The organism is Cohnella nanjingensis (genome assembly GCF_014212125.1).
GTDB classification, from domain to species: Bacteria; Bacillota; Bacilli; order Paenibacillales; family Paenibacillaceae; genus Cohnella; species Cohnella nanjingensis.
On record NZ_JACJVP010000011.1, the window covers coordinates 265,082 to 282,348 of the forward strand.

Here is a 17,267-nt window from a genome sequence, read left to right on the forward strand (position 1 = left end):
ATCAGGCAGGAATAGAAAAAGAAGCGACTTCGCTTCGGAGAGGCGCTCATACGAATGGCAGCGGGGTTTCAAAATGACTACGTGATGAAGGAAGGGTTAACATGAAAATGAAAAAAGTGTTGGTTCCATTGTCGGCTTTGACGTTATTGACAAGCGTATTGGCAGCATGCTCGAACTCAAACCACGATGCAAAAGAAAGCGGGCCCGCTTCAACGTCTACGCCAACGTCAACATCATCGACAGAGAATAAGCCTTCGGGTTCGCCGGCTACCCTGACGGTAGAAATATTTGACAGAGGCATACAGGGGCAGCCGGACTTGAACAACAATACTTGGACCAGATACATCAATGAACATTTCGGAAAGCCGAACAATGCGGTCGTGAAATTCGTTCCGGTCCCCAGATCGCAGGAAGTAGACAAGCTCAATGTATTGATGGCATCAGGCGAGGCACCGGATATCTCGTTTACTTATGACAACACGACCGTTTACAGGTACGCAAAAATGAACGGCATTATGCAATTGAATGATTTGATTGCGGAGCACGGTAAGGAATTAACGAATTATTTGGGGGAGAAAGTTCTTTCTTATGGCGTTTATAACGGGAAACAGATGGCGATACCCGCCAAAAGGACTTCCCTGGCCTGGGGTGGCATGTTTATCAGAAAGGATTGGCTCGACAAATTGGGGTTGCCGCTCCCGACAACCCGAGATGAATTATATAATACTTTAGTTGCATTCAGAGATAAAAATCCCGGAGGCGTCGATGGGGTGATCCCCTGGGGATTGGCAGCAACCGGTATGAACTACGGCACCGGAAATTTAGTTGACTCTTTCTGGGAGGCGCAGTCGGAGGAAGAATTCGTTACAGTTCCGGGTTGGCTGAGACCCGGAAACAAGGAAGCGATGAAGTTCCTCAACAAGCTCTATAACGAAAAATTAATTAGCCCTGATTTTGCCTTGGATAAAACGGCCAAGCAAGTGGATGCAGACGTTACGAACGGCAAAGTCGGATTCTTCAGCGCCAACTGGGATTATCCGTTAAGGCAAAATATCAGCGAACCCTTAAAAGCGAATGTGCCTGATGCAAACTTTGTTCCGATCGACACTTTTAAGAATGATGAAGGGAAATATAAGAAAATCGCGTACAACGAAAATGGAATCAATATCATCATCCCCAAGAGCAGTAAAAATGCGGAACTGGCCATTAAATATCTAAACTGGATGTCCAGCCCCGACGTCTTATTCTTCCTGCAATACGGGGAGGAAGGGGTTAACCACAAGATGGATGATAATGGGATTCCGGAGGTGATCAACCAAGCCGGGGACAATATGCAAACTAGCTATCTGAATCTTGATTATACCTTGGTTGTAAATGGCGTAGAGCTTGGCGATCCTGAGAAGAATATTAAAGCTTTGGCTGCAACGGCTCCGGGGTTGGAAGAGGTTGCGGAACAATCGTACAAAATCAATACGACGGACACTTACACAGGTTTCTACTTTGATACGCCAAACGAGGCCAACATTAAGTTTGGTAAAACGCTTGGCGATTTGAACAAGCAAATGACGGATAAGCTGATTTCCTGCAAGCCTTCTGAATTCGACAATCTGTATGATAAGATGGTTGCGGAGTATATGGCGGCAGGCGGGCAGGCCGTTACGGATGAAAGCGTGAAAATTTACAAAGCGATGCAAGCGAATAAAAAGTAAAAAATGATATAGGCATATAGGCCGTTGATCCGATCAGCGGCTTATATGAATTTATAAGCGATCAAGGGGGTTCTTATGTATAGCGTTATTATTGTAGACGATGAACCTTGGGCCATAAAAGGAATACGGAATGTATTTGACTGGAAGAAGTACGGGTTCGAAATAACGGGTCAATTTACGAGCGCCCATCAGGCATTCGAGTTTATATGCGAGGAGAGTCCCGATCTGGTTTTTACGGATATCAGAATGCCTGAAATTTCCGGTCTCGACTTGATCGGGATGACCAAAAAAAGGGGTTTAGATGTTGAGTTTGTAATTGTAAGCGGTTTCTCTGAATTTGCCTATGCGCAGGAGGCCTTAAGATATGGCGCGCTGGATTATTTCCTAAAGCCCATCGATATTGAAATGGCGGATCCCTTAATCGAAAAGCTGGCATCGCATTTTTCTAAAAAGAGAAGTATTAGAAATAACTTCATCTTAGAGGCTTTAACTTCCACGGATAAAAATGAACGAAAGCAATTAACGCAACTTTTCGACGGTTCATCCAACGATTACTTTCGCGTGCTGATTATTTATTCGAATAGCGAGAAAACAGGTGAACGAAAGCTTTTCGATATGAAACATACAGTGGAAGTTGAACTTGGATCAAGAAAGACGCTGTATATTCTCAAAAGCGAAAATCGAACGGATTTGGAAGATCGATTGGATGTGGCGGCGTTCACCGGTTCAGACATAAAAACGGTAGGAATCAGCAGCATTTCGAATCATTACGAAAATATTCCGAAGCTTATCAAAGAATCGGATCTCGCAGCATCGAAAGTATTTCTACAGGAAGAAAAAGGGATATTTAGGTATGAGTTAAAGATCAATCGGGTTAAGCCGTTAATCGATGAAATCTCTTCTATGATCCAAGAGAAGAAGTTTGAAGAATTGGATGACGTCATGATGGGACTTCTGTATTTCTTCAAGCATCACAATCTAGGGATGGGAGAAGTGGTTTATTTATGGAATCAAGTGGTCAGCGTGTTGCTTGGCACCTTTTACGAAGAACTGAAGGACATGGAGCTTGATTTCCTGAATTACGCCGAGCTGAAAGAGCGATTCGAGAACTTCGATTCATTAGGCAGTTTCTTGCATGATATTTTTACCTATATAAAGGAGCTGAACAACCAGCTTAGCAATGAAGGCGACATCAATTCTTATTTTATCCAGATGGTCAAATACATCGATCAGAATTACCAGAGCAAGCTATATCTTAAAGATCTATCCGCAAAATTCTTTATCAACCAAGTCTATTGCTGCCAACTGTTTAAAAAAAATCTGGGCAAAACCTTTTCGGAATATATAACGGATTTGAGGATCAAAAAAGCTTGCGGGTTATTGAAAAATACAGAACTGTCCATTGAAGAGATTGCCGCAAAAGTAGGATATGTGGATTACTATTATTTCAATAAAGTATTTAAGAAACAATGCGGGATAACGCCTTCGAGATTCAGAAAAAGTTGATCATCGGAGTGGAGAACGTGCAGATTAGCAGAGTGAAACTTAAACATCAGATCTTACTTATCTTTTTATTTGCGATTATTATTTTTACAACCATGGAGTTCTTTTTTTATTTCAGTTTTTATAACCTGACGCAAAAAAGGGCCGCCAATTATGGAAATACGATCATTGAACAAACGCGCCAAAAGATCGATTCCGTGTTCAACGATATAAAAGTCAGTACAAGCATTGCGGTCAATAATAAAAAAATACAAGAATTCACCATTGAAGATGACGATTATAAGAGGGATTTTGAATTAGGCACCTATGTCATTGATCTAATGGAATATATGAGGTCCTTTAATTCCTATGTGAACGGAATAGTGATTAACGATAAACAAGGAAGACGGGTTAGCAGTTTAGCTAACGCAAATGGAGACGTTTTCTTTCTAAATCAATATGATGAATTTATCTATGCCTATAAATATGATAGCGCCCCTTTTAAAAGAGGAACGTTTACGCATCTATTAAAAGAAAATAAAACGGGAAAAGAATATTTCTTTTATATTACACCCATTATCGAATCGATTGGCGGGGTCCATTTTTCCCAAAAAACAGGCTACTTTTCGGTAATGGTGAATATGGAAAAAATGCAAGAACTTGTCGAGAATACGGAATTGACGCCTCATTCCACTTTATATATATTGAACAGCCGAAGTGAGGTCGTTGCATCCAATAATGCAAATTTCCGCAACGTTTTATTCAAGGATATCCTTTCCGGTGATCGAACTAGTTTAACCAACGGGTTGAAAACAAAAATAAACGGGAAAGACGTACTCGTTCAGCAAATCGGCTTGGAGCAGGCGGAAGGGTGGAGCATCGTCAGCATCATTCCGGTGCAAGAATTGACGACGGACATGAACGCGATTAAAAATACAAGTATTATAGCAGGAATTGGTATCATTCTAAGCTTGATTATTTTGGGGTACTTTTTCTTGAATAATCTGACACGACCTGTCATGGGTCTTGTGGCAGATATGAGAAAAATCGGCGAAAGAGCCATGGGCTTTAGAGTAAAGGTACGCTCGACAAATGAAGTCGGCGTTTTGGCCTATGCGATCAATAGCATGGTCGATAAAATGGAAGAGATGACACGAAACATGTTCAATACGCAGGCGAGATTATATGAGTCCGAGCTGAGCAAAAAGCAGGCTGAATTTTCCGCCTTGCAAAGTCAAATCAATCCGCATTTCCTTTATAATACATTAAATTGCATAAGCAGCATCGGACTGGAATACGGAAGCAAGGAAATCGCGCAGATCGCTTCCTGTATGTCCAAGATCTTTCGATATAGCATTAAAAAGGACGATCTGGTTTTGATAAGCGAAGAAATTCAATGTATTAAGGCCTATATGAATATTATTTCCATTCGCTATGAAGACAAGTTTTCCATGGAAGTAAATATTGATGAAAAGCTGTTGGAAATGAAAACGCCTAAAATGATATTGCAGCCCATTGTTGAAAATTCAGTCTACCATGGGCTTGAAAGCATGGACGCAGGAGGGAATCTTAGGGTAAGCGGGAATATCGATGCGAATGGAGACGTATGTTTCCAGGTGTCGGATACCGGAAAAGGCATAGACAAGGATGAGCTGGAAGCCATTAAAGCGAAACTGAGCATGGAATATTCGGAGAGAGCGGAAATCAGTCTTGCCGGAAAAAGTATCGGTCTGTCCAATATCCATAATCGGATCAAGCTGCTGTTTGGAGAAGGTTATGGGGTAAAGATCGAAAGTCGGATGGGTGATGGCACGACAGTGTTCGTTAAGATCCCCTACCTTTAACAGAACCTAAACAGCGAGAGCTAAATTCATCTGATGTTCAACGAGTCGTTTAGGCTCCGTTTCAAGGAGGCTGTTAGGATAGGGAATGTGGATTCCGCGCAAATCATTTCTCTATTTGGAGGAGGAACGCACTTGATTGTTACAACAACGGCAATCGTTGAAGGTTCCCCGGTCAGGCAGTATATCGGCGTCGCAACCGGCGAAGTCATCGTGGGGGCTCATGTCGGGAGAGACCTACTTGCTTCATTCACCGATCTTGTAGGCGGGCGTTCGAAAGCCTACGAAACCAAACTACGGGAGGCAAGAGAATTAGCCTTTAAAGAAATGACGCAGCAAGCTTCGCAGATGGGAGCCAATGCCGTTGTCGGTGTCGATATCGATTACGAAGTTGTCCGCCAAGGCCTGCTGATGGTCGCGGTCAGCGGAACGGCAGTCATTATCTAAGCAGCCTTGGTAAAATAGGACATGCATACAAACAAAAGCTGCGAGGTGATGAACCTCGCAGCTTTTGTTTCGTAGTCATAAGGCTAGCGCTCAGAAGGGCAGCATGATCTCGATTTTCGTGCCTTGCCACACTTTGGATAGTACCTTGATTTCGCCGCCGTGCGCCTCCACGATCGATTTGGCGATGCTCATTCCGAGCCCGGAGCCATCCGTCGGTTCTTCCGTATTCGTTCCCCGGTAGTAGCGATTGAACAAGTGATGCAGCGTTTCCTCGTCCATCCCTTTGCCATTATCAATGACGCGTATGCAGGCCTTGTCGTTCATCATGCCGACAAAAACGGTGATGACCACGCCCGGCGGGTTATGCTTCACGGCGTTGGACAGCAAGTTATCCATCAGCCTCTGCAGCCAGGTCTCATCCGCCTGGATCAGGAGGGGACGCTCATCTCCAACGTAGTGAAACTGATACTCGGACATCGTGGCGTCATTGACGTACTTCAGTACGGAGCGGCGCACCATCTCATCCAAATCCGTCTCCCGAAGCTGCATGATCGATTTTCCCTGTTTGAGCTGATGAATCAATGAAAAGTCGGAGATCAGCTCCAGCATATAATCCCCTTTCTCCCGAATCGTCGCGCCCATGGCTCGCATCTCCTCGCGGCTCCATTGTTCGGGCAAGCTCTCCAGCATATAACCATAACCTTGAATCGTGGCCAGAGGCGTGCGCAGATCGTGGGAGATTCCTGACATCCACTCCGTTTGCGCATTCTCCAGCCTTACCCGTTCCTTCTCCGTCCGAGCCAGTTGATGCGTCATCTGATAGAAGGCTTCGATCACTTCCTTATAGAGCCTGTAGCGGATTCGCATCGTGCCGTTGCGACGGAATACCTTGCGCATGTCCTTGGCGGTCAGTACCTGGTCGTACTGTCCCCGGCGCATCCGTTCAAACCAGCCTGCGAACAGAATCAGCGGTTGACCGTAACGGTAGCCATGCCAGATCGAGAGGGGCACCGCCAAGAGCAGGGTGAGAACTGCAAACCAGACGAGTCCGCGGGTTGCCGTATCCAGCGCAGGATGCTTGAGAGGACCTCCCGTCGCATTGGGCGAATAGAGGACCCAGGTCATTCCGCTTGGCTTGTCCCGATGGGCGACGATCGTCGTGTCATAGTTGCTTGGAGATTGCTGAATGGCCAGGATATCCAACGGACGATACGCCTTTTGCGCATAGGCTTCTTCGCCCATGTCTTGTACGGTATAACCCGCGGGGTCGATCACCTGCAAATAACTGCCGATTTCGCGCAGCCGCTGGTCCAGAAGGGGAACCGCTGCGCTCCGCACCAGCCCTTGCTTCCCGTAGGCGTCGAACAGGGCCACAAGCTGGTCAAGGTCGGGGCTTTGGTAGCCTAGCATGTACAATAGCGGTTCGTTAAAAGCAAAATTCAGCTGCGTGTTCACGATATAAGTCCCAAGTGTCCGCGTCTCATGAATTTCGAGCAGTTGGGCGATCGAGTAGGAGGCCGGCAGCACATAATGCGGCGTTGGATTGACGCCGTAGATCACCTCTCCTTCGGCATTGACAACCTGCAGCCACATTCCTTTCTCCTCGATGAGCTTGCTCCACTTGGGGGAAATCCGAACCGCCCCATCCTTGGAAGAAGCTTCTTGTGCGATCAGTTGCAGGGCGCCGACCGGAAAGTTCCGGCGTATCTCATTATTATTCATGTTCTGGAAGTACATGATGCAGGCAACCAGAGTAACGGCCACAAGCAGCAGGGCATAGAAGATCAATTGATACGTGAAGTGGAAGGCCATGCGCTGTTGGATCTTCATCGCTCCTGCGACTCCTTCGCCAGCTTGTAGCCGAGTCCGCGTACGGTAACCAGCAGCTTCGGATTGCCGGGATCGATCTCGATCCGCTCCCGTATGCGCCGGATATGCACCATCACGGTCGAGTCGTCGCCCTGTCCGTTAATCCCCCAAACCTTGTCGTAGAGTTGCGTTTTGGAAAATACGATTCCGGGAAACTTACAGAAGTGCAGCAGCAGTTGGAAGACTTGCGCGGGGCAAGGAACCGGTTGTCCCTCCACGATCAGCTCGCCCTCCGCCTCGTTAACGGTGAAACGGCTGAACCGGTAAATCCCCGGCTCGGGCCGCTTGGCCGGGCTGGCTGCGGGAGCTTCCGGCTCCAGACGGCGTATGCGCGCCTGAATTCTTGCGGCCACCTCCAGGGGATTGAAGGGCTTCGTGATATAATCGTCCCCTCCCATAGCGAAGCCTCGCAGCACATCGAGATCGGAAGCCTTGGCAGTCAAAAACAAGATATGTGGATTCCCGAATTCGCGGAGCTTGGAGCAGATCTCCAGGCCGCTGCCGTCGGGGAGCATAATGTCGAGCAGGACGATATCGGGGACCACCCTCGCCGCTAATTCGAGCGCTTCCGCGCAGGTGGACGCCGCGTACAGCTGATGGAATCCTTCCCTGCGAAGCACCATTTGCAACATCGTGACAATCGAAGGCTCGTCGTCGACGATCGCGATTTTAATATCGGATAGATTTGTCATGTTTTCACCCTTTTCCATAGTAGCATACGCACTTTAACAGAACCTAAACGGCGGGAGCTGAATTAAGCTGATGTTCATCGATTCGTTTAGGCTCTGTTTCAATGAGGTTGCTAGGATAGGAAATGAGGATCCTATTCGAAAGGGGAAAGATATCAGATGAAATGGTTTATTCAAGGAGCGTTCCGCAACAAAGCGGCCATCTCGATTCTCGTGGTGATGGTGCTTGGTCTCGGAATTTTCAGCTATTTCAAGCTTCCTATGGAATTTATGCCGGAGTCGGGCAGCCCGCAGATTACGGTCAGCGTGATCGGCCCGGGATACGACGCCGCCACGATGGAGAGCCAGGTGACGAACCCGCTGGAGCAAGCATTGGCGGCCGTAAAGGGAAAATCCAATGCGTTCTCGACTTCGGGAGACGGCTTCTCCCAGATCAACATAGACTTCGGTTCGAAAACGAACATGAAGCAAGCCAAATCGGACGTCGAGCGGGCGGTGAACGCGGTGCAACTGCCGGAGCGCATGTCGCCTCCGTACGTCGTTCAATTCGACACTTCGATGATTCCGATCTCGTTCGTCTCGCTCACGTTCGCCGACGGGACGACCGAAGCGCGGAAGGAGAAGCTGGAACAGCAGGCGGTCGACGCCTTCCATTCGATCGGCGGAGCCGGCGAGGTTCAGCTGTCCGGCAAGTCGCTGCCCGGCGTCGGCGTGTTCCCGGACGCGAAGAAGCTGGCGGCCAAAGGAATTCCGCTTCAAGCCCTTTACGGCGTGCTGCAGGGCCGCGGCGTCTCATCTTCCGTCGGCCAAACGGCGCTGGACGGAACGGTCGTCAACTTGAACGTCTCGTCCGACCTGAACGACATCGAGACGCTGAAGAAGCTGCCGGTCGCGGGCGGCGTCGCCCTGGGCGACGTGGCCGACGTCAGACTGCTCGAGGACAAGGAAAGCATCAGCCGTCTCGACGGCAAGGACTCGCTGATGATCGTCGTCTCCAAAGCGGCCGCCTCCAACGCGGTTAGCGTGGGCAAAGGCGTAGAGAAGACGATCAAACAGATGAACGAGGAAAACCAAGACGTCGAGCTGAAGCTGATGATGAGCACGTCCGAACAGGTCGTCCATTCCGTCAACAGCATGATGCGGGAAGTGCTGATGGGCGCTTTGTTCGCCACGATCGTCATCCTCCTGTTCATTCGCAGCTTCCGGGCGACGCTCGTCACGATCGTGTCGATCCCGCTGTCGCTGGCATTGACGCTGTACCTGCTCGATCTGTCGAACATCACCCTCAACATTTTGACGTTGGGCGGCGTCGCCGTCGCGGTCGGACGGCTCGTGGACGACAGCATCGTCGTCATCGAGAATATTTTCCGCCGGCTGCAGAAGGAATCGTTCTCCGCTTCGGTCGTCATCGATGCCACCAAGGAAGTGTCGAGGGCGATCACCGCTTCGACGCTGACGACGGTCGCCGTGTTCCTGCCGATGGGGCTCTTGCGCGGCTCGCTGCAGTCGTTCCTGTTGCCGTTCGCCTTGACCGTCGCCTACTCGCTGCTGTCGTCGCTGATCGTCGCGCTGGCCGTCATTCCGTTCATGAGCGCCAGGGTGCTTCGCAACGTGTCGATCAAGGAGCACAAGCCGTCCAAGCGGTTTACCGCGTTCCTGCATTGGAATTTGCGGCACAAATGGGTTCCGATCCTGCTCGCGTTTGCGCTTCTGATCGGTTCGGTGGGCGTCTACTTCAATTTGCCGAAAGGCGCCATCGACTCTTCCGATGCCACGAATCTGAACGTGACGCTCGAATACAAGCCGGATACCCCTACGGACCAAGTGTTCGAAAACGGCAAAAAGCTCGAGGCGTTCCTGATGAAGCAGGAAGGCCAGGAATGGGTCAGCATGAGCATGGGCAACAGCGCCGACGCCGCCAAATACGGAAGCGTCCAATCGCCGACGCTCGCGACGTACTTGCTGCAGATGAAAAAAGGCGGGAACGCCGACAAGATCGTCGAGGCCGTTAAAGCGGAGCGCCCGAACTATCCGGGAGCGGAGCTGAACGCCAGCGCCGGCTCGTTGGGAGGCGGAGGAGGCACGAACGTGTTCGTCGACGTATCCGGAGACGATCCGGCCCTGCTGGCGAAGACGGCTGACGAAGTCGTCGCCAAAATCAAGCCGATCCAGGACGTGCTCAAGGTCGAAACGAACCAGGAAGAGAAGAAGACGGTGTATACGCTGCAAGTGAACCCGTCCGAAGCCAAAGCCGGAGACATCGTCTCCCAGCTGCAGAGCATGCTCAATCCGGTGCCGATCGGCACGGTGCGGTCCGAAGGCCGCACGCTGAACGTCTCCGTCCAGCCGGTGCTCGCTCCGAAGTCCGAGCGCGACCTGGACGGCTTGACCGTCCTGACCGAAGCCGGTCCGAAGCCGGTATCCAGCGTCGCGAAGTGGGTCAAGGAAGAGAAGCCGACGAAGTCCTACCATAAGGACGGGAAGAGCTACATTCGCGTAACGGCGAAGGTCGACCCGAGCCAGCTGTCCGTCGTCGGCGGCAAGATTTCGCAAGCGATGAATGACGTTAAGCCGCCGAGCGGCGTCAACATTGACGTGGGCGGCGCTTCCGCCGACCAGTCCGCCGACTTTTCCAGCCTGTTCGTCATGATGCTCGTCTCCATCGGCATCGTGTACTTGATCATGGTCTTCACGTTCAAGACGCTGCGGGCGCCGATCGCCATTCTTGCCTCGATTTTGTTCGTGCCGATCGGAGCGGTGCTCGGACTGATCGTGTCCGGCGTGACGCCGGATTTCACCGCCATCTTCGGCGTCGTCATGCTCATCGGCATCGTCGTCACGAACGCGATCGTGCTGATCGACCGCGTGATACAGAACGAGGAGAAGATGACGATCCGCGAAGCGCTTCTGGAAGCGGCAGGCACCCGGATGCGCCCGATTCTGATGACCGGGATCGCGACCGTGTGCGCCATGCTGCCGCTCGTGTTCGGCACGTCGGAAAGCGGCAGCATCGTCTCGCAAAGCCTCGCCATCGTCGTCATCGGCGGCCTCGTCGTCGCCACGCTGCTCACGCTCGTTATCGTACCATGCATCTACGAGCTGCTGTTCTTCCGCAAGTCCCGCCGCCAGCGCGCAGCCGCCGCCCGGCAAGCGGCTGCGGCTTGAACAGGAATGCCCCAAGAACCGAACCTATATTCGATCTTACTCCGTTATCCTTTCACTAGCAGGAGGTTATATGCAGATGAAAAAAATGAGCGTTTTATTGCTTCCCCTTTTCTTGCTTACGTCGGTTTTCTCTTCCGTTCATGCAGCAGATAAAGCCTTGTCCGTATGGCTGAACGGCGAGCAACTCCAGTTCGGCAAGTCCGCGCCGATCGTAGAAAAAGGGGTGACGCTCGTCCCGATGCGTTCGCTTCTGGAGAAGCTGGGCGTCAAAGTGAGCTGGAATCAAGCGACTCGTACCGTCAGCGGCGCCAAGGAAGGTCTCTCTTTGTCCCTTCAAATGGGTAGCACGAAGGCCACTGCGAACGGCAAAACCGTCAAGCTGGATGCTGCGCCAAAGCAAATCCGGAATGTAACGTATGTGCCGCTCCGCTTTGTCTCTGAAACGACAGGCTATCAAGTCGACTGGAATCCGTCGCTGCGCCAGGTTCATCTAACCTCCAAGCAGCAATCCGAAGGAAGCCGCGGCTTTCTGTGGAAGGTAGAGAATAAAGGGAATACGGTGTATCTGCTTGCTTCCATCCATCATGTACCCGAAGGAATGTACCCGCTGCGTCCGGAAATTGAGAATGCGTTCCAAGCGGCACAATACCTGGGCGTAGAAGTCGACATGTCGACGGTCACTCCCGAACAATTGCAAAAACAGGTATTGGAGCTGGGCGTTTATCAAGATGGAACAAAGCTGAAGGATCATATCTCCGCAGAAACGTACAAAAAAGCGACAGCATTCCTGAAAGCAAAGGGGATGCCGGAAAACAGCTTCGATCCCTTCAAGCCGTGGTTCGCCACGCAACAGATCATGAACCTTCAAGTGGCGCAAGAAGGCTATCATCCGGAAGCAGGTATTGACAATTACCTGATCGAAAAGGCCAATAAAGCGAAGAAGCCGATCATTTCGCTGGAAACCATGGAATCCCAGATGCAGATGAACAACAACTTCTCCGACGCTCTGCAGGAAAGGCTGATGCTTCAAAATCTGGATCCCAAATCGGTGACCCCTCCTTCCCCGGATGTAGGGATCGATTATCTGAATCAAATATGGATCGAAGGCGATGATCAAGATTTGCTTGAATTCACCAAGCCTACCGGCTGGGATGCCGAATATTACAAAGGTCTGGTGTCCGACCGCAATGTCGGAATGGCCGAGAAGATCAAAGGCTATTTGAACGGCGATAAAAAAGATACGTATATGGTCGTAGTTGGCATGCTGCATATGCTAAGCGACCAGGGTGTGGTTTCATTGCTGGAGAAGGAAGGCTTTACGGTGGAAAGACAGTAGACGCTAAGATCATCGTCATTCATCACACGGCAGGGCTAACCGTTAGGTTGGCCCTGTTTTTTATTAGCCACTGAGCGATCGGTACGGAATTTGCGATTTCGGACCAAGCATGTCATTGCAAATTAGCATCGAATCGTTTATCATGGACATTGTGGGTCTATATTAATAATAATCTTGGGAGGGGAGGGGGAAGCATGCAGTTCTCCAAAAGTACAGATTACGCCATGCACGCCTTAATTCATCTGGCTCACTCGGAGCGTCGCCACAACGTCGGAATCAAGGAATTATCTGCGACACTTGGCGTTTCCGAAAGCTATTTATCCAAAATCATGTCCAAGCTGAGGCAGGATGGAATCGTACGTGCCGTGCCGGGAGTGAACGGCGGCTACGAGCTGGCGCGGCCGGCCGAACAGATTACTTTTCTTGATGTGATTCAAGTGATTGAAGGAAGACAGCAGCTGTTCGAATGCTCGAATTCGAACTCACGGCAGCACGGGATGTTAGCGGAAGAGGGGGCTGCGCGACCAGGAAAAAGCGAATGTTTGGTTGAGAAGGTGATGGACGGGGCGGAGCGGCATCTGCACCAATACTTGCGGGATCACACGATCCAGTCGGTACTGGATGAGGCTTTCAAGCGTTGCGGTCATGAGGCAAACAAGAAGTGATACGCTTCTTGTACTTTAATTATGGATATTATAGATCTATGGAGGATGATATAAAAATGACAAAACAACTTCTCGATGTGGTGATTATTGGCGGCGGACCGGCCGGGTTGAACGCCGCCCTCGTGCTGGGGAGGGCGAGGAAAAATGTAGCGGTCATCGATGAAGGCCGTCCTCGCAACGCGGTGACTCGCGAGACCCACGGATTTCTCACCCGCGACGGGATCAGTCCGAGCGAGTTTCGGCGAATGGCGAAGGAAGAGATCGGCGCCTATCCCTCCGTATCATTCGTGGCGGATACGGCGGTGTCGATCGTGGGAACCGACGGCCGGTTTCAAATGGAGACTGAGCAAGGACAAACTTTTGCAAGCAAAAAAGTATTGTTTGCCGTCGGCATGAAGGATCGGCCGCTCGACATTCCGGGACTGGCGGAGGTATACGGGAAAAGCGCCTTTGTCTGTCCGTATTGCGACGGCTGGGAGTTAAGGGATCAGCCGCTTGTCATCATTAATAAGGGGGCTGAGCTTATGCATTTCGCTCCGCTCATATCCGGATGGACGAACCGTTTTACCGTCTGCACGAACGGACCCGATGAGCTCACGGATGCCGAGCGCGAGGAGCTCCGGCAGCATCAAGTGCCTCTGTTCGACTCGCCGATCCGGCACATTGACTCTAGCGACGGGATCGTGCGGCAAGTCGTTCTTGAAGACGGGACGACCGTTCCATGCAGGGGGATTTTTTTCAAACCGGAGCTGGTTACGGGATCGGAATTGCTGCGAATGATCGGATGCGAGATCACGGAATGGGGGGCGGTCGTCGTCGATAACTTGGGGAAAACGAACGTTCCGGGCGTCTATAGCGCCGGGGATGCGGCATCGCGAATGCATCAGGCTATTGCAGCCGCCTCTATGGGCGCGTTGGCCGCCGCGGCCATCAACAATGAGCTAAATACAGAGGCTTGGGGGAGAAACGGATGATCGATTTGAACAATATCAAGCGCGGTCCGATCATGTTTGCTCTGATTATCGGCATGTTCGTCGCCGCTTTGAACGAAACGCTAATGGGCAATGCCCTTCCCGAATTGATGAAATCGTTCGGCGTGTCTGCGGCGACGGCCCAGTGGCTTTCCACCGCCTACATGCTCGTCGTTGGCGTGCTCGTTCCGGTGACGGCCATTCTGCAGCAATGGTTCACGACCCGGCAAATTTTTCTGTCGGCGATGAGTCTGTTTTTCGTCGGTACGGTCACTTCAGCGGTGTCGCCGGAATTCAGCGTGCTGCTGGTCGGGCGGATTATTCAGGCGATAGGAACCGGCATGCTGCTGCCGCTTGTCATGAACGTAATCATGACCATTTATCCGCCGGAAAAGCGCGGAGGCGCAATGGGGATGTTAGGGCTCGTCGTCATGTTCGCGCCGGCGATTGGTCCGACGATATCGGGTTTAATCGTTGACGGGCTTTCATGGCGCTGGCTGTTTTACCTTGTAACACCGTTTGCGCTGATCTCTATTATGATAGGCGCCGTTGTCTTGAAAAACGTGTCGGAAGTCACCAAACCGCGAGTGGACCTCTTATCTATCGTGTTGTCGACGATCGGTTTCGGCGGAATCGTCTATGGGTTCAGCAGTGCCGGCGAACACGGTTGGTCGGAACCGGCAGTCGTCTGGACGATTGCCGCGGGCGGGGTTTCCTTGTTGCTGTTCGTTTGGAGGCAGCTATTGTTGAAGCAGCCTGTCATGGATTTACGGGCGTTTCGGTATCCGACATTTGCGCTTGTCGCGGTGTTGCTGTTTGTGCTTATGATGACATTTTTCTCATCGGCGATCATGCTTCCGATGTTTATGCAGGGCGTGCTTATGATAACGGCTTTCAAGTCGGGTTTGGTCCTCCTTCCCGGCGGGATTGTGAACGGGTTCATGGCCCCGGTCTCAGGCAAGCTGTTTGACAAGTTTGGGCCTCGCGTTCTGGTCATCCCGGGACTGGCCGTTGCCGTCGTCTCGTTGTGGCAATTCACCCGATTCGACGAAGCGACGAGCACCGGCTTCCTCGTCGCCGTTCACATCGCGCTGATGATCGGCATCGCGCTAGTCATGATGCCTGCACAGACAGCCGGGCTCAACCAGCTGCCAAGCCATCTGCATCCGCACGGGACGGCGATCTTGAATACGCTGCAGCAGGTGTCCGGCGCAATCGGTACTGCCCTGTATATTAGTATTATGTCAGGCGGACAGAAGCGGTACTTGAGCGGAGCGAGCGATCCGCAGGCTCCGGCGGAAATCGTCAAAGGACTCGCATCCGGTATCAACAACGCGTTCTGGTTCGGCGTCATCGTCGCGCTCGTTGCGCTCGTACTCGGTCTCTTTCTCCGTAAGGGGAAATCGCCGGAACATGAACAGGTGGAACAGGCGACAGGATGAATCAGGCCGTTCGTTTAGGGGAATCCAAAAACCATAAGGAAAGCGTGGGGAATGCTCATGAACGATTTTTTTAATGCAGCCCTATGGGAAAAAGCGTGGAAAGACGAGTCCGATTTGAAAATCGACAGGATGAAAAAGAATGGAATCGATCCTACCCGATCTTTTGATCATAAGGCCAAGACGTTCAACGAACAATCGTTCAGCGAAGAGGGAAGAAAACGAACCAAACGAATCATGAACTGGCTGGAAGGCCAAGGGATTGAATTCGAAAACGCCTCCGTTTTGGATATTGGCGCCGCCTCGGGCGTGTTCTCGGTGCCGTTTGCGGAGCGAGGGTCCCGAGTAACGGCCGTAGAAACCTCTCCCCCGCTGATCGAATTGCTGGAAGAAAACATCTCGAACTTTGCCGAAGACCAGGTGAAGATTGTACCCGTGCCGTTTGAAGAAATTGACGTAGAGGCCAAGGGCTGGAACCGGGCCTTCGATCTCGTCTTTGTCTCGATGAGCCCGGTCATTCACAATTGGGAGAGCGTGGAGAAGGTGCTCCAGTGCGCTCGGAAGTATTGTTATATCAGCATGCCGGTAGTTCCTACGGAGCACAGCCTAGTGAGCGAGATTTGGCCGCTCGTCACCGGTCAACCCTATCGTTCGAAACTTACGGAAATGGGATATTTGCTGCATCTGCTGTATCTGAAAGGTTATGCATACGAATCGCTGATCACGCGGGAAGCGAAAACGACGGAAGTCTCCAGAGAAGCGGCGTTGCAGGAAGCGATGACTTGGCTTGGCCATCACCGACTGCCTGTTGACGAGCGGAATCGGAATATCATCGCCGACTATTTGGAGCAAGCCTATCCGTCCGGCAAAGTCGTCATCCAAGAGGGCGGACGTTTTGGCAAAGTCCTGATTCGATTGCAGGACTTACAGGCGTTAACGAGATGATGATCCGGCCGACTCGGTTCGATTGGGCGTAAACTTATCGATTGTGGACAAGGGATGGCGTGCCATCCCAAGCCCACGATTGCCTCGATTCAATGTCCTATTTTGCTGTTTCCAATCACTCTAATTCCGGGGGGATACGATGTTGATGCTTATGCTGCATCACTTCGTTAAAGAGGTTTTCCTCTTGTTTTTGTTGCTTTGGCGGCTGAACCGAATGCAAGGAAGCGAATAACTTTTCAAGATCTCCAAGCGTTACGGGTTGTGCGTGTTTCGCCCATTCATAGCCCAATTGGCCGCTTATTTCGATGGTGGCGGTCTTGAGATCGCGGAAGGAAGATATGCCGTTTTCTCTTAATTTCGCTTCTAATTGATCGACGGACAAACGCAGCTTCTTTAGGTTCGCTTCGACAATTTTCCCGTTTTGAATCACGACTGTCGCTTTCCCCATAAACCATCGTTCAACCCAATCGAACTTGATCGACAGATACTGAACCGCGAGCAGAAGGGCTACGAAAACGCTTAACGTAATCGCCGTCTCCCATAGCCCGTCTTCCGCCACGGCGTGGCCGATCACGGAGGCCATGGCCAGGAGGGTAATAATTTCGAGCCCCGTCATTTCCCCGATGGTTTTTTTGCCGGTAATCCGCAGCAGACAGAATCCGAAGAACAGGATGATTACCGCTTCCCATATAAATTTGAAGTCCATGAT

Annotated in this window: 13 protein-coding genes; 10 read left to right on the forward strand and 3 right to left on the reverse strand. The window is 51.1% G+C overall.

Annotated features, from left to right (window positions below; translation table 11 throughout):
• The first annotated feature begins 101 nt into the window (after positions 1-101).
• From H7C19_RS09055 to H7C19_RS09070, 4 genes are all read left to right on the forward strand, one after another.
• Positions 102-1,709 (forward strand): extracellular solute-binding protein, encoded by a 1,608-nt coding sequence (locus tag H7C19_RS09055; RefSeq protein WP_185142313.1) that lies wholly within the window; start codon positions 102-104, stop codon positions 1,707-1,709.
• A gap of 75 nt (positions 1,710-1,784) precedes the next feature.
• Positions 1,785-3,215, forward strand: a complete 1,431-nt coding sequence (locus H7C19_RS09060; RefSeq protein ID WP_185142314.1) for a response regulator — start codon at positions 1,785-1,787, stop codon at positions 3,213-3,215.
• 17 nt (positions 3,216-3,232) lie between these two features.
• The gene (locus H7C19_RS35440) at positions 3,233-5,035 is read left to right on the forward strand and encodes a sensor histidine kinase (protein WP_185142315.1); all 1,803 of its coding nucleotides are present in this window, start codon (positions 3,233-3,235) and stop codon (positions 5,033-5,035) included.
• Positions 5,036-5,167: 132 nt separating this feature from the next.
• Entirely contained in the window at positions 5,168-5,479 is a 312-nt protein-coding gene (locus H7C19_RS09070; protein ID WP_185142316.1) for a YbjQ family protein, read from the forward strand.
• Positions 5,480-5,569: 90 nt separating this feature from the next.
• Here the strand turns inward: H7C19_RS09070 and H7C19_RS09075 are convergent, their stop codons facing one another.
• Both H7C19_RS09075 and H7C19_RS09080 read right to left on the reverse strand, forming a co-directional pair.
• On the reverse strand, positions 5,570-7,309 hold the full coding sequence (locus H7C19_RS09075; protein ID WP_185142317.1) for a HAMP domain-containing sensor histidine kinase: 1,740 nt from the start codon (positions 7,307-7,309) through the stop codon (positions 5,570-5,572).
• Positions 7,306-8,040, reverse strand: coding sequence for a response regulator transcription factor (locus tag H7C19_RS09080; protein WP_185142318.1), 735 nt, complete (start codon positions 8,038-8,040; stop codon positions 7,306-7,308). Before H7C19_RS09080 ends, H7C19_RS09075 begins: the two co-directional genes overlap by 4 nt.
• Before the next feature lie 156 nt (positions 8,041-8,196).
• Here H7C19_RS09080 and H7C19_RS09085 point away from each other — a divergent pair, with 156 nt between their 5' ends.
• The 6 genes from H7C19_RS09085 to H7C19_RS09110 all read left to right on the forward strand — a co-directional run bounded on the left by H7C19_RS09085 (position 8,197) and on the right by H7C19_RS09110 (position 16,558).
• The gene (locus tag H7C19_RS09085) at positions 8,197-11,202 is read left to right on the forward strand and encodes an efflux RND transporter permease subunit (protein WP_185142319.1); all 3,006 of its coding nucleotides are present in this window, start codon (positions 8,197-8,199) and stop codon (positions 11,200-11,202) included.
• Positions 11,203-11,278: 76 nt separating this feature from the next.
• The gene (locus H7C19_RS09090) at positions 11,279-12,538 is read left to right on the forward strand and encodes a TraB/GumN family protein (RefSeq protein ID WP_185142320.1); all 1,260 of its coding nucleotides are present in this window, start codon (positions 11,279-11,281) and stop codon (positions 12,536-12,538) included.
• 194 nt (positions 12,539-12,732) lie between these two features.
• Positions 12,733-13,203, forward strand: coding sequence for an RrF2 family transcriptional regulator (locus H7C19_RS09095; RefSeq protein ID WP_185142321.1), 471 nt, complete (start codon positions 12,733-12,735; stop codon positions 13,201-13,203).
• Between the two features lie 56 nt (positions 13,204-13,259).
• On the forward strand, positions 13,260-14,177 hold the full coding sequence (locus H7C19_RS09100; RefSeq protein WP_185142322.1) for an NAD(P)/FAD-dependent oxidoreductase: 918 nt from the start codon (positions 13,260-13,262) through the stop codon (positions 14,175-14,177).
• Positions 14,174-15,616 carry an MDR family MFS transporter gene (locus tag H7C19_RS09105; RefSeq protein WP_185142323.1) on the forward strand — a complete coding sequence of 481 codons (1,443 nt, stop codon included), beginning with the start codon at positions 14,174-14,176 and terminating at the stop codon, positions 15,614-15,616. Before H7C19_RS09100 ends, H7C19_RS09105 begins: the two co-directional genes overlap by 4 nt.
• A gap of 57 nt (positions 15,617-15,673) precedes the next feature.
• Positions 15,674-16,558, forward strand: coding sequence for a class I SAM-dependent methyltransferase (locus H7C19_RS09110; RefSeq protein ID WP_185142375.1), 885 nt, complete (start codon positions 15,674-15,676; stop codon positions 16,556-16,558).
• A 115-nt stretch (positions 16,559-16,673) separates the two neighbouring features.
• Here H7C19_RS09110 and H7C19_RS09115 read toward each other — a convergent pair whose 3' ends face one another.
• Positions 16,674-17,264, reverse strand: coding sequence for a DUF421 domain-containing protein (locus tag H7C19_RS09115; RefSeq protein WP_185142324.1), 591 nt, complete (start codon positions 17,262-17,264; stop codon positions 16,674-16,676).
• Between the last annotated feature and the right edge of the window lie 3 nt (positions 17,265-17,267).

Bases quoted from the DNA above. Each gene is read 5' to 3' on its own strand.
- H7C19_RS09055 (WP_185142313.1), top strand. From the start codon at position 102: ATGAAAATGAAAAAAGTGTTGGTTCCATTGTCGGCTTTGACGTTATTG.
- H7C19_RS09060 (WP_185142314.1), top strand. From the start codon at position 1,785: ATGTATAGCGTTATTATTGTAGACGATGAACCTTGGGCCATAAAAGGA.
- H7C19_RS09075 (WP_185142317.1), bottom strand. From the start codon at position 7,309: ATGAAGATCCAACAGCGCATGGCCTTCCACTTCACGTATCAATTGATC.
- H7C19_RS09080 (WP_185142318.1), bottom strand. From the start codon at position 8,040: ATGACAAATCTATCCGATATTAAAATCGCGATCGTCGACGACGAGCCT.
- H7C19_RS09085 (WP_185142319.1), top strand. From the start codon at position 8,197: ATGAAATGGTTTATTCAAGGAGCGTTCCGCAACAAAGCGGCCATCTCG.
- H7C19_RS09090 (WP_185142320.1), top strand. From the start codon at position 11,279: ATGAAAAAAATGAGCGTTTTATTGCTTCCCCTTTTCTTGCTTACGTCG.
- H7C19_RS09095 (WP_185142321.1), top strand. From the start codon at position 12,733: ATGCAGTTCTCCAAAAGTACAGATTACGCCATGCACGCCTTAATTCAT.
- H7C19_RS09100 (WP_185142322.1), top strand. From the start codon at position 13,260: ATGACAAAACAACTTCTCGATGTGGTGATTATTGGCGGCGGACCGGCC.
- H7C19_RS09105 (WP_185142323.1), top strand. From the start codon at position 14,174: ATGATCGATTTGAACAATATCAAGCGCGGTCCGATCATGTTTGCTCTG.
- H7C19_RS09110 (WP_185142375.1), top strand. From the start codon at position 15,674: ATGAACGATTTTTTTAATGCAGCCCTATGGGAAAAAGCGTGGAAAGAC.
- H7C19_RS09115 (WP_185142324.1), bottom strand. From the start codon at position 17,264: ATGGACTTCAAATTTATATGGGAAGCGGTAATCATCCTGTTCTTCGGA.